15 protein-coding genes are annotated in these 11,127 nt (G+C 48.1%); 9 read left to right on the top strand and 6 right to left on the bottom strand.

Annotation, left to right across the window (positions count from 1 at the left end; translation table 11 throughout):
• Positions 1-37: 37 nt before the first annotated feature.
• The 4 genes from rplQ (at position 38) to ACQKDS_RS19220 (ending at position 1,670) form a co-directional block, all read left to right on the top strand.
• Complete coding sequence (rplQ, locus tag ACQKDS_RS19235; protein ID WP_004929726.1) at positions 38-427, top strand: 50S ribosomal protein L17; 390 nt, start codon at positions 38-40, stop codon at positions 425-427.
• A 148-nt stretch (positions 428-575) separates the two neighbouring features.
• On the top strand, positions 576-950 hold the full coding sequence (locus tag ACQKDS_RS19230) for a DUF1992 domain-containing protein (protein ID WP_399673728.1): 375 nt from the start codon (positions 576-578) through the stop codon (positions 948-950).
• Complete coding sequence (gene zntR, locus ACQKDS_RS19225) at positions 950-1,399, top strand: Zn(2+)-responsive transcriptional regulator (protein ID WP_399673730.1); 450 nt, start codon at positions 950-952, stop codon at positions 1,397-1,399. The genes ACQKDS_RS19230 and zntR overlap by 1 nt, the downstream gene beginning before the upstream one ends.
• 64 nt (positions 1,400-1,463) lie before the next feature.
• Positions 1,464-1,670, top strand: a complete 207-nt coding sequence (locus tag ACQKDS_RS19220) for an alternative ribosome-rescue factor A (RefSeq protein WP_399673732.1) — start codon at positions 1,464-1,466, stop codon at positions 1,668-1,670.
• Positions 1,671-1,722: 52 nt separating this feature from the next.
• Here ACQKDS_RS19220 and mscL read toward each other — a convergent pair whose 3' ends face one another.
• The 5 genes from mscL to def form a co-directional block, all read right to left on the bottom strand.
• Positions 1,723-2,133, bottom strand: a complete 411-nt coding sequence (gene mscL, locus ACQKDS_RS19215; RefSeq protein WP_399673734.1) for a large-conductance mechanosensitive channel protein MscL — start codon at positions 2,131-2,133, stop codon at positions 1,723-1,725.
• Between the two features lie 142 nt (positions 2,134-2,275).
• Positions 2,276-3,652, bottom strand: a complete 1,377-nt coding sequence (gene trkA / locus ACQKDS_RS19210; protein WP_399673736.1) for a Trk system potassium transporter TrkA — start codon at positions 3,650-3,652, stop codon at positions 2,276-2,278.
• Between the two features lie 54 nt (positions 3,653-3,706).
• Positions 3,707-4,996: a 16S rRNA (cytosine(967)-C(5))-methyltransferase RsmB gene (gene rsmB / locus ACQKDS_RS19205; protein ID WP_399673738.1), complete on the bottom strand. Its 1,290-nt coding sequence runs from the start codon at positions 4,994-4,996 to the stop codon at positions 3,707-3,709.
• Between the two features lie 72 nt (positions 4,997-5,068).
• A complete protein-coding gene (gene fmt / locus ACQKDS_RS19200) occupies positions 5,069-6,016 on the bottom strand; it encodes a methionyl-tRNA formyltransferase (RefSeq protein WP_399673740.1) in 948 nt (315 codons plus the stop codon).
• Between the two features lie 17 nt (positions 6,017-6,033).
• Complete coding sequence (gene def / locus ACQKDS_RS19195; protein ID WP_399673742.1) at positions 6,034-6,543, bottom strand: peptide deformylase; 510 nt, start codon at positions 6,541-6,543, stop codon at positions 6,034-6,036.
• A gap of 133 nt (positions 6,544-6,676) precedes the next feature.
• Here def and dprA point away from each other — a divergent pair, with 133 nt between their 5' ends.
• From dprA to aroE, 5 genes are read left to right on the top strand one after another with little or no spacing between them, the layout of a single operon-like run.
• Positions 6,677-7,798 carry a DNA-protecting protein DprA gene (dprA, locus tag ACQKDS_RS19190; protein WP_399673744.1) on the top strand — a complete coding sequence of 374 codons (1,122 nt, stop codon included), beginning with the start codon at positions 6,677-6,679 and terminating at the stop codon, positions 7,796-7,798.
• Positions 7,770-8,243, top strand: a complete 474-nt coding sequence (gene smg, locus ACQKDS_RS19185) for a DUF494 family protein Smg (RefSeq protein WP_399673746.1) — start codon at positions 7,770-7,772, stop codon at positions 8,241-8,243. Before dprA ends, smg begins: the two co-directional genes overlap by 29 nt.
• 25 nt (positions 8,244-8,268) lie before the next feature.
• Positions 8,269-8,814: a DNA topoisomerase family protein gene (locus ACQKDS_RS19180; RefSeq protein WP_399673748.1), complete on the top strand. Its 546-nt coding sequence runs from the start codon at positions 8,269-8,271 to the stop codon at positions 8,812-8,814.
• A 7-nt stretch (positions 8,815-8,821) separates the two neighbouring features.
• Complete coding sequence (gene tsaC, locus ACQKDS_RS19175) at positions 8,822-9,379, top strand: L-threonylcarbamoyladenylate synthase type 1 TsaC (RefSeq protein ID WP_399673750.1); 558 nt, start codon at positions 8,822-8,824, stop codon at positions 9,377-9,379.
• A gap of 11 nt (positions 9,380-9,390) precedes the next feature.
• Complete coding sequence (gene aroE, locus ACQKDS_RS19170) at positions 9,391-10,209, top strand: shikimate dehydrogenase (protein ID WP_399673752.1); 819 nt, start codon at positions 9,391-9,393, stop codon at positions 10,207-10,209.
• Positions 10,210-10,244: 35 nt separating this feature from the next.
• Here aroE and ACQKDS_RS19165 read toward each other — a convergent pair whose 3' ends face one another.
• Positions 10,245-10,787 carry a gamma carbonic anhydrase family protein gene (locus ACQKDS_RS19165; protein WP_399673754.1) on the bottom strand — a complete coding sequence of 181 codons (543 nt, stop codon included), beginning with the start codon at positions 10,785-10,787 and terminating at the stop codon, positions 10,245-10,247.
• Positions 10,788-11,127 lie beyond the last annotated feature (340 nt).

Below are 11,127 nucleotides of genomic sequence, written 5' to 3'. Positions count from 1 at the left end.
GATCACAGGTTAAGGTTTTACTGAGAAGGATAAGGTCATGCGCCATCGTAAGAGTGGTCGTCAACTGAACCGTAACAGCAGCCATCGCCAGGCTATGTTCCGTAACATGGCCGGCTCTTTGGTTCGTCATGAAATCATCAAGACGACCCTGCCAAAAGCGAAAGAGCTGCGTCGCGTTGTTGAGCCGCTGATTACTCTTGCCAAGACCGACAGCGTAGCTAATCGTCGTCTGGCATTCGCCCGTACTCGTGATAACGAGATCGTGGCAAAACTGTTTAACGAGCTAGGCCCGCGTTTCGCGAGCCGTGCCGGTGGTTACACTCGCATTCTGAAGTGTGGCTTCCGCGCAGGCGACAACGCGCCGATGGCATACATCGAGCTGGTTGATCGTGCTGAGTCTCAAGCAGAAGTGGCAACTGCAGAGTAATCTGTAGACGCGTAAAAAAACCGGGCTTGCCCGGTTTTTTTACGTCTGTTGATAGCCAAATGTGCTTTCCCCCTATCACGACGGTTAAGATCTTTTCCCCTATCCGCTATGCTAGTGTTATGTCTTCTTTCAGCAAAGGAATCATACTATGTGGTTACTTGATGATTGGGCAGAACGCCACATTCGCGATGCGCAAGATAAAGGCGAGTTTGATAATTTAGCGGGGCTAGGCAAGCCATTGCTTTTAGACGATGACAGTGCGGTACCTGCTGAATTGCGTTCAAGTTTCCGTTTGCTCAAAAATGCGGGTTATTTACCACCTGAACTCGAAGATCGTAAAGAAGCATTAACCTTGATCCATTTATTGCAGGGTATTGACAGTGAACATCCTGATTATGAGTCGCTAAGTAAACGAATGGTTCTGCTTGAACTTCGTTTACGACAGGCTGGTATAAATACAGATTTTCTGCACGGATCATATCAACAGATGTTGGGTGCTAAGTTTGCAAAAGAGGAAGAGTAATGTTTCGAATCGGTCAGTTGGCTAAACTTGCCAATGTCACACCTGACACCGTACGTTATTATGAAAAGCAGGGAATGATGGATCATAATGTTCGTACTGAAGGCGGTTATCGGTTATACAGTGAGCAGGATTTGCAACGATTGCGCTTTATTCGTTATGCAAAGCAGTTGGGTTTTACTTTGGAAACCATTGCTGAACTGTTGTCGATCCGTGTTGATCCAGAACATCATACTTGTCAGGAGTCAAAATCGATAGTAGAAGCGCGGTTACATGATGTTGAGAATAAGCTACAGGAGTTATCTCGCATGCGCGAATCGTTAAAGCGGCTCAGTGATGCATGCTGCGGTACTGCGCATACCAGTACGTCGTGTTCGATCTTAGAAGTCTTAGAACAAGGCGCTAGAGAAGAAAAAGCTAAGCAGTTACTCTTGGGTGATAGCCCACTTTAATTTTAATAGCAATGGCCTTATTATTGGCCTGTTACATAACCATTCTTTTGATAGGAGCTATTCCATGACAAAGTATCGTCATACTAAAGGCCAGATTCAAGACAACGCAATTGAAGCCTTATTGCATGATCCGTTATTCCGCCAACGCATTGAAAAAAATGTGAAAGGTAAAGGTAGCTACCGGCGAAAAGATAAACATGCAAAAGGTCGTCACTGGGAGGCCAGTAGTAAATTATCAACCAATAATTTACTACTGGCTTTCTGGTTTTAATATATAAAAAAGCCCTCTGTGATGAGGGCTTTATAAAAAGAAATATTTACGGTTACGGCTGTTGCTTTTGAGCCAATAAATCACGAATTTCTGTTAGCAGTTTTTCTTCGGTTGTTGGCGCAGGTGGTGCTGCGGGTTTTGCTTCTTCTTTACGACGTACTTTATTCATCAATTTAATTGCTAAGAAAATTGCAAAGGCAACGATGGTGAAATCAAACACGGTTTGGATAAATGAACCATAATTCATGACAACCGCAGGTAATGCACCCTGGGCTTCACGCAACACTAAATGGAACTGTTTGAAGTCGACTCCGCCAATCAATAGCCCCAATGGTGGCATGATGATATCAGCAACGAATGAAGAAACGATTTTACCGAATGCGGCTCCGATAATTACACCCACTGCCAGATCAACTACGTTGCCACGCATGGCAAACTCGCGGAACTCTTTCATCATACTCATAGCACACCCCTTGCAAAAATTAATAACACAAGTTTAACCAAGTAAATTGCATTTGCCACAATAAGTATAGAAAACTTTTGGTGTTTTCCTGTGTTTATAAATATTAATCTAAAATACTGACATTTTATTAACATATTCAATGTTAAAGGAAAAACGGACTCGGTTGGAATAAGCGCTCAACATCAGGCACAAACTTCTTGTCAGTAATAAACATGATGACATGGTCACCTTGCTCGATTTTGCTATTACCATTAGCAATAATGACGTCATCACCCCGCACAATTGCACCGATAGTGGTTCCCGGCGGTAATTTGATATCTTCCACGCTACGTCCGACTACTTTAGATGTGCTTTCATCACCATGGGCTATTGCTTCAATTGCTTCCGCTACGCCCCGACGTAGCGAGGAAACGCTAACAATATCGGCTTTTCGCACGTGCCCTAGAAGGGCGGAAATAGTAGCCTGTTGCGGAGATATGGCGATGTCAATGACACTGCCTTGGACTAAGTCAACGTAGGCACGTCGTTGGATCAGCACCATAACTTTTTTGGCGCCCATGCGTTTTGCCAACATAGCTGACATAATGTTGGCTTCGTCATCGTTGGTAATGGCGATGAATACATCGACCTGCTCGACATGTTCTTCGGCGAGTAATTCTTGGTCCGACGCATCGCCGTAAAATACGATGGTATCGTGAAGCTGCTCCGCGAGCTCAGCGGCACGCTGCTGATTACGCTCAATCAGCTTCACATTATAATCTTTTTCCAGTTTAGCTGCTAAACCAGCGCCAACATTGCCGCCACCAACGATCATGATACGTTTGTAGGGTTTTTCCAGACGTTGTAGCTCACTCATCACTGCACGGATATGCTGCGATGCCGCGACAAAGAACACTTCATCGCCAGCTTCAATAATAGTTGAACCCTGAGGGCGAATAGGACGATCTTGACGGAATATGGCTGCTACACGCGTATCAATATGCGGCATATGTTCGCGCATGGCTGACAGCGCATTACCCACTAAGGGACCACCATAATAGGCTTTAACTGCCGCGATACTCACTTTCCCCTCGGCAAAGTTTACGACTTGTAATGCACCTGGGTATTCAATGAGTTTATAAATGTAATCGATAACCAGTTGTTCCGGTGAGATCAAATGGTCGATAGGCACCGCTTCCGGTAAGAATAGTTTATCGGACTCACGGATGTATTCGGGGGCCCGAATGCGTGCAATGCGATTCGGGGTATTGAACAATGAGTAAGCAATCTGACAGGCGATCATGTTGGTCTCATCAGAATTGGTGACGGCAACCAGCATATCGGCATCCTCCGCACCCGCTTCGCGCAATACGCGCGGGTGTGAGCCATGCCCTTGAACTACGCGTAGATCAAATTTGTCTTGTAACTGACGGAGACGATTGGTGTCGGTATCTACCACGGTGATATCGTTATTTTCGCCAACCAGATTTTCTGCCAGTGTTCCACCGACCTGACCTGCGCCAAGAATAATTATTTTCATCGTGTTCTCTGTTTCACACTGAAAGGCCAGGGCGTGAAGTCACGCCCTGTAGAGTTACATTTTACTTAGCTTAGCGTAAAAGAAGCCATCGCCATCCTCGGGATGAGGCAGGTTCTGTCTGCCGGGTTGATGCGCAGCACTGCCTTCCACTGGTTGAGCATCGGCGTGGCGTTGCAAAAATGCCAAGACCTGTTCATTATTTTCCTGTGGAAGAATTGAACAGGTGGCGTAAATCATCACGCCACCAGACTTCAGATGGGGCCAGATGGCGTCCATGATTTCTGCCTGCAGATTGGCTAAATCAGCAATATCACTATCACGGCGTAGCCATTTGATATCTGGATGACGGCGAATTACGCCGGTGGCGGAACAAGGTGCGTCTAACAGAATGCGATCGAACTGCTTATCGCCGCACCATTGCTGCGGTGCACGGCCGTCACCCTGTTTGATCTCGGCATTGAATTGCAAACGCTGTAAGTTTTCTTTCACCCGACTCAACCGCTGCTGGTCAATATCGACCGCCATGACGTGGGCTTTCGGTGCTGCCTCTAATATATGCGTGGTTTTACCACCAGGTGCAGCGCACAAATCCAGGATCTGTTCGCCGTTTTGTGGATCCAGCAGATCGACACAACCTTGCGCGGAAGCATCCTGTACTGTAACCCAACCCTCTGCAAATCCAGGCAGCTCGGTGACTGCGCACGGTGTTAATAAGCGTAAGGCATCGCGATATTCAGCGTGTGGAACGGCTAAAATACCGGCTTGACTCATTAATTCGTGATATTCATCACGAGTATGATGAAGTCGATTCACTCGCAGCCACATTGGGGGTTTCTGGTTGTTAGCGTCGATAATCTGTTCCCATTGAGCAGGATAAGCGTGCTGAATACGCTTCAATAACCAGCTCGGGTGCAAATAGCGGTTGTCATTATTCGCCGATCGCTGCAATAACTCATCCTGTTGACGCTGAAATTGACGTAAAACACCATTAATTAGCCCCTTTAACTGCGGGCGCTTCAACGTAACGGCACCGTTCACCGTTTCTGCCAATATCGCGTGAGGGGGAATGCGGGTATATACCAGTTGGTAAATACCGACCATTAGAAGATAGTGCAGTGCGCGCTGTTTACCGACCATCGGTTTGGCCATTAATTGCTGAATGCACCATTCCAACTGCGGTAATACTCGCAGCGTACCGAAGCACAACTCCTGTAATAGTGCGCGGTCTTTGTCGGAAATATTTTTCTGTAATGATGGTAGGATAGTGCTGAGCGACTGCCCCTTATCCAAGACCTGGCCGATGGCTTGAGCAGCCATGCTGCGAAGATTGTAGTTATTTTTCATAGGCTGAGCTGATGACGATCGGCATTGAAGGAAAAACAGCCCGGCAGAATATCTCCGGGCAGTGAAAGTAGTTTATAGCAGGTTACCCGGGGTGAACCATTCGCGACGTGAATTCAATAAATCCTGAGCCGACATCGGTTTTTTGCCGGCAGGTTGTAACTGTAACAAACATAAAACACCGTCTGCGGTTGCGACCTGAATGCCCTGTTTATCAGCTTTAATGATAGTACCCGGTTGCGCATCGCAACTTTCTTCTGTGATCGCGCTAGCTTGCCATACCTTTATCGGTTGTTCGTCAACGACAAAGTAACTGACAGGCCACGGATTGAAAGCACGAATACAACGCTCAAGCTGCGTAGCGGAAAGACGCCAGTCTAGGCGAGCTTCCTCTTTACTCAATTTTTCCGCGTAGGTTACCTGTGCTTCGTTTTGAACTTCGCGCTTAACCGTCCCCTCCACCAGTTGTTGCAACGTGGTGAGTAAACCTTTTGGACCCAATTCGGCCAGTTTGCCATACAGGCTAGCGCTAGTGTCGGTGGCTTCGATGGGACAACTGATTTTGTGCATTATATCGCCAGTATCCAAGCCGACATCCATCTGCATGATAGTAACACCCGTTTCATCGTCACCTGCCCACAAGGCACGCTGGATCGGCGCGGCGCCGCGCCAGCGCGGTAGCAGCGAACCATGGACGTTAATGCAACCGAGGCGCGGCATCTCTAACACGGCTTGTGGCAGAATCAAACCGTAAGCGACCACGACCATAAGGTCGGCGTTGAGGTCTGACACCAGATGCTGGTTTTCCTCTGGGCGCAAGGATGTTGGCTGAAAAACGGGTAGCTGATGTTGTTCAGCCAATACTTTGACTGGGCTTGGCGTCAGTTTATTGCCACGGCCGGCGGGGCGATCGGGCTGAGTAAACACACCGACAACCTGATGGGCAGACGATAACAGCGCGTCAAGATGGCGCGCTGCGAAGTCTGGTGTCCCGGCAAAAATGATGCGTAAAGAGTCAGACACGTTGATTCCCTGCTGAGTTAGGCTCGCGCTTGTAGCTTAGCCATTTTTTCCAGTTTCTGACGAATACGCTGACGTTTCAACGGCGACAAATAATCGACAAACAGCTTGCCGACCAAGTGATCCATTTCGTGCTGGATACAAATGGCCAACAGATCGTCTGCTGCTAGTTCGAAGGATTGGCCATTGTAATCCAACGCGCGAATTTTTACCTTTTCGGCACGCGGAACCAGGGCTCGTTGTTCCGGGATGGAAAGACACCCTTCTTCAATACCGGTTTCGCCGCTTTTTTCCAATAGTTCTGGATTAATCAACACTAAGCGCTGATCGCGGTTTTCGGAAACGTCAATAACGATAATACGTTGATGAATATCCACCTGTGTCGCGGCCAGACCAATGCCTTCCTCTGCGTACATGGTTTCAAACATATCATCCACGATGCGCTGGATATCTGCATTGACTTCTTTTACCGGGGCTGCAACTTTGCGCAACCGCTCATCTGGGAAATGTAATACCTGCAAGACTGACATATATCTTTAGATCTGTATCCGAGTGATGGAGAAAGTTTAACTTCTATTCTAGACATTTCCCGCCCTGATTGACAGCATCGTCTACCAATTGCACAGATTTGTAATGCCTACGTTAACAGTAAGGGAATGCGTGATGACGCCGGAGGAAATGGGGTTACGGTTGCATGCGGTGTCGGGGCTCAACGTTCAGGCTATGGGTGACGTGTTTCGACAACTTGTAACGGATGGCCGCGAGCCTTATACCGTATTGCGTTCACTGGACCTGAATACCAAACAGTGCAAGCAATTTAGTCAGTTGGAAGCACGCTATGTAGCGACTACGTTAGCTTGGCTAGAACATCCCGATCATAGCATGCTGATTTTTGGTACTCCGGGATATCCGCCACGCCTTACACAACTTATTGATGCACCATTCTTATTGTTGGTTGCCGGTAATCCTGAAGCGTTGCAATTACCGCAAATCGCCATAGTCGGCAGCCGCCAATTTAGCCACTACGGTGAGCGTTGGGGGGCGTATTTCTCTAGTGAGTTAGTACATTGCGGCTATGCAGTCACCAGTGGTCTGGCAATGGGTATTGATGGTATTTGCCATCGGGCTACGCTTGAAGCGCAAGGAACGACAATTGCGGTGTTGGGCAGTGGGTTGAGTAATGTCTATCCACGCCGACATCGCTATTTAGCTGCACAAATCGTTGAGCAGAATGGTGCGTTAGTTTCTGAGTATTTAGTCACCGCGTTACCGTTGCGAGAGCACTTCCCGCGCCGAAATCGAATTATTAGTGGGTTAAGTCTTGGGGTATTAGTCGTCGAAGCATCATTGCGTAGTGGCTCACTCATTACTGCGCGCTTAGCTTTGGAGCAGGGGCGTGAGGTTTTTGCTTTGCCAGGTGCCTTGGGTAATCCGATGAGTGAAGGGACACACTGGCTGATCCAGCAAGGGGCATATCTGGTTACTGAGCCGAAAGACATAGCCGAACAGCTCGGAAGTGCTCTCCAATGGTTGGTTATGGACGAAAAAACCACTATTTCTGCTCCAGAAGTCGAAGTTGAATTGCCATTTGCTGATGTGTTGGCTAACGTAGGAGATGAGGTGACACCTGTCGACGTCGTCGCTGAACGTGCCGGCCAACCTGTGCCAGATATAGTAATCAAATTACTTGAACTGGAGTTAGCAGGATGGATCGCAGCTGTACCCGGCGGCTATGTCCGAATAAGGAGGGCAAGCCATGTTCGACGTACTCATGTACTTATTTGAAACTTATATTCACAATGAACCAGAGATACGTGTCGATCAGGATACACTGACAGATGATCTCGCTGAGGCGGGGTTTCATCGTGAGGATATCTACAACGCGTTGAATTGGCTTGAAAAACTTGCAGAACTGCAGGAAGGTGAGAACGCACCCTATTTCATGGATGCCGATCCGTTGGCCATGCGTATCTACACTGAAGAAGAAAATGTACGTTTAGATGCAAGTTGCCGTGGTTTTCTCCTGTTCCTTGAACAGATTCAGGTATTGAACCTCGAAACCCGTGAAATGGTTATCGATCGGGTTATCGCTCTGGATAACACAGAATTCGATCTCGAAGATCTGAAATGGGTTGTGCTGATGGTGTTATTTAATATTCCCGGATATGAAAGCGCCTATCAGCAAATGGAAGAACTGTTGTTTGAAGTAAACGAAGGTTATCTGCACTGAGCCGATAACATCCATAGAAGACGCTATGACAAAAACAGCGATTTTTGCTGCTAGGCAAAATGAGCCCTGCCCGGAGTGCGGGGCCGAGTTGGTGATCCGTAGTGGTCGCCATGGCCCTTTCTTCGGCTGCTCACATTATCCTGACTGCCAATATGTTCGCCCGCTGAAGGCTCAGGCGGATGGGCATATTGTTAAAGTCTTGGAAGGGCAAACCTGCCCTAAATGCCAGGCCACCTTGGTGCTACGCCAAGGGCGGTATGGCATGTTTATTGGGTGCAATAATTATCCCGAATGCGATCACATCGAAGTGATTGATAAACCGGATGAAACCAGCATCACTTGTCCGCAATGTAACCAAGGCAAACTGCTGCAACGCAAAACGCGCTACGGTAAGGTGTTTCATTCCTGCGATCGTTATCCCGAATGTCAGTTTGCCCTGAATATAAAACCTGTCGCCGGTGAATGTGCGTACTGCCATTATCCGCTGCTTATGGAAAAGCGTACGGCAAAGGGGCCGCGCCTCTGCTGCGCAAGTAAATTATGCGGAAAACCCGTCGCAACTACAGAATAACGACATCATGAGCTTAGAATTCACCTCAATTATTACAGCGCTGAATAATCAGCGGGTTATCGCCTATCCTACCGAAGCCGTTTTTGGTTTGGGTTGCGATCCAGACAGTGAGCAGGCGCTTAACGAGCTATTGGCATTAAAACAACGTCCTTGGGAGAAAGGGTTGATCCTGATTGCTGCTGATTACGCGCAATTACTGCCCTATATTGATGAGAGCCAACTCAGTGAGCCACAACGTACTGCAATATTTGCCAGTTGGCCAGGGCCAGTCACTTGGGTGATCCCTGCTAAAGCGACGACCACACGCTTGCTTACTGGTCGCTTTTCATCGTTGGCTGTGCGCGTTAGCGATCACCCTTTGGTTCAGCAACTTTGCCGTGAATTTGGTAAACCGTTGGTCTCTACTAGCGCCAATCTGAGTGGTCAACCGCCGTGCCGCACTGCTCGAGAAGTTATGCAACAGTTTGGCGAGCATTTCCCCGTGTTATCCGGCAATGTTGGTGGACGACAGAATCCTTCAGAAATCAGAGATGCCTTAACGGGCGAACAAATCCGTCAGGGATAGGAGACAGAAGCATGGATAAGTTTGCGGTATTTGGTCATCCCATTGCGCACAGTAAGTCGCCACGCATCCATGCGTTATTTGCTGAACAGACGGGCATAGAACATTCTTATGGCGCGGTTCTGGCTCCGTTTGATGGTTTTGCTGAGAGTCTCAGGGCATTTATTGATTCAGGTGGCCTAGGTGCCAATGTCACCGTACCCTTTAAGGAACAAGCTTTCCAGTTGGCTGATGAGCGGAGTGAGCGCGCGGAGATCGCAGGTGCAGTAAATACCTTGAAGTGTCAGAATGATGGAAAGTTGCTAGGGGATAATACCGACGGTATCGGTTTATTGACTGATTTAGAACGTCAGCAATTGATCAAAACTGGCGATCGTATTTTACTCGTGGGAGCCGGGGGGGCTGCGCGAGGCGTGGTCTTACCTTTGCTTTCATATGGTTGTGAGGTTGTGATCACTAATCGCACCTTCAGTCGAGCCCAGGAGTTAGCACAGGCCTTCCAACATCACGGTAAGGTTGCGGCACTATCTATGGAGCAGCTTGATCGTCAGCATGTTGATTTGGTGATTAACGCGACGGCGTCGGGGCTTAATGGTGAGGTGCCTGCTTTGCCAGCTAACATAGTGACATCGCAAACACGTTGTTATGACATGTTCTATCAACAAGGTTTGACACCATTTTTAGCTTGGGCGCAACAGCGGGGAGCAACACAGTTTGCCGATGGTTTGGGAATGCTCGTGGGGCAGGCTGCCCATGCATTCCTTCTTTGGCACAGTGTAATGCCGCATATTGAACCAGTGCTACAGCAGTTACGTAAAGAATTAGCCAGTTAGGAACAACCCGTTCCTGTAAAGGAACGGGAGCGACGTTAAATATCCTCGGACAGGTATTCGTCTTTCCAGCGTACATAGTTATTGGAAGAATAAAGTAATCCTTCAATTTCGTTCGGTGTTAATGGCCGCACTTGTCGCGCTGGGCTGCCCATATATAAGTAGCCACTTTCCAAGAGCTTGCCGGGTGCCACCAGGCTACCCGCTCCAATCATCACATCATTTTCGATGACTGCGCCATCAAGCAATATTGATCCCATTCCCACTAAGACGCGATTGCCGATTGTACAGCCGTGCAGCATGGCTTTATGTCCGACCGTCACGTCGTCACCAATGAGTAACGGATAACCTTGCGGATTATGTTTTGACTGATGGGTAACGTGTAGCACGCTACCGTCTTGGATATTGCTGCGTGCGCCAATTTTGACGGCGTTAACATCTCCACGGATGGACACCAGTGGCCAGATACTTACGTCATCGGCTAACTCTACGTTGCCGATCACTACGCTGGAGGCGTCGATCATCACACGCTGACCGAGCTGTGGGGTGTAATGAAGATAAGAACGAATAACATCAGACATAGTTTAGCCTCACGGCAGGATCATAATTATCGGCAATACTAGACGTTGGAGATGAAATTACAACCAGTCGCCGCGGCAGATCTGGCTCAAAATGCCCAAGATCGCCTAAGATCCACCCAGAAGGATGGAAAAGTGTGCAAGCGATGAGAAAAGATCAAAAAAGGGGTTGTGTAAAAAACGCGGATCCCTATAATGCGCCTCCATCGACACGGCGCAAGTGATTCACTTCACAAAGCGGCCGGGACGAAAGAGAAAAAATCCTGAAAAAATGGATTGACTCTGAAAGAGGAAAGCGTAATATACGCCACCTCGAGTTAACAAGCTTCGGCGCGTAACTCAC

This window comes from Serratia sp. NPDC078593 (genome assembly GCF_050268245.1).
Classification (GTDB): Bacteria; Pseudomonadota; Gammaproteobacteria; order Enterobacterales; family Enterobacteriaceae; genus JBNNGK01.
Note: the sequence above shows the minus strand (reverse complement) of the source record. Positions and strands in the feature narration are given on the sequence as shown.

Bases quoted from the DNA above. Each gene is read 5' to 3' on its own strand.
- trkA (WP_399673736.1), bottom strand. From the start codon at position 3,652: ATGAAAATAATTATTCTTGGCGCAGGTCAGGTCGGTGGAACACTGGCA.
- ACQKDS_RS19230 (WP_399673728.1), top strand. From the start codon at position 576: ATGTGGTTACTTGATGATTGGGCAGAACGCCACATTCGCGATGCGCAA.
- def (WP_399673742.1), bottom strand. From the start codon at position 6,543: ATGTCAGTCTTGCAGGTATTACATTTCCCAGATGAGCGGTTGCGCAAA.
- ACQKDS_RS19165 (WP_399673754.1), bottom strand. From the start codon at position 10,787: ATGTCTGATGTTATTCGTTCTTATCTTCATTACACCCCACAGCTCGGT.
- dprA (WP_399673744.1), top strand. From the start codon at position 6,677: ATGACGCCGGAGGAAATGGGGTTACGGTTGCATGCGGTGTCGGGGCTC.
- zntR (WP_399673730.1), top strand. From the start codon at position 950: ATGTTTCGAATCGGTCAGTTGGCTAAACTTGCCAATGTCACACCTGAC.
- ACQKDS_RS19220 (WP_399673732.1), top strand. From the start codon at position 1,464: ATGACAAAGTATCGTCATACTAAAGGCCAGATTCAAGACAACGCAATT.
- rsmB (WP_399673738.1), bottom strand. From the start codon at position 4,996: ATGAAAAATAACTACAATCTTCGCAGCATGGCTGCTCAAGCCATCGGC.
- ACQKDS_RS19180 (WP_399673748.1), top strand. From the start codon at position 8,269: ATGACAAAAACAGCGATTTTTGCTGCTAGGCAAAATGAGCCCTGCCCG.
- mscL (WP_399673734.1), bottom strand. From the start codon at position 2,133: ATGAGTATGATGAAAGAGTTCCGCGAGTTTGCCATGCGTGGCAACGTA.
- smg (WP_399673746.1), top strand. From the start codon at position 7,770: ATGTTCGACGTACTCATGTACTTATTTGAAACTTATATTCACAATGAA.
- tsaC (WP_399673750.1), top strand. From the start codon at position 8,822: ATGAGCTTAGAATTCACCTCAATTATTACAGCGCTGAATAATCAGCGG.
- aroE (WP_399673752.1), top strand. From the start codon at position 9,391: ATGGATAAGTTTGCGGTATTTGGTCATCCCATTGCGCACAGTAAGTCG.
- rplQ (WP_004929726.1), top strand. From the start codon at position 38: ATGCGCCATCGTAAGAGTGGTCGTCAACTGAACCGTAACAGCAGCCAT.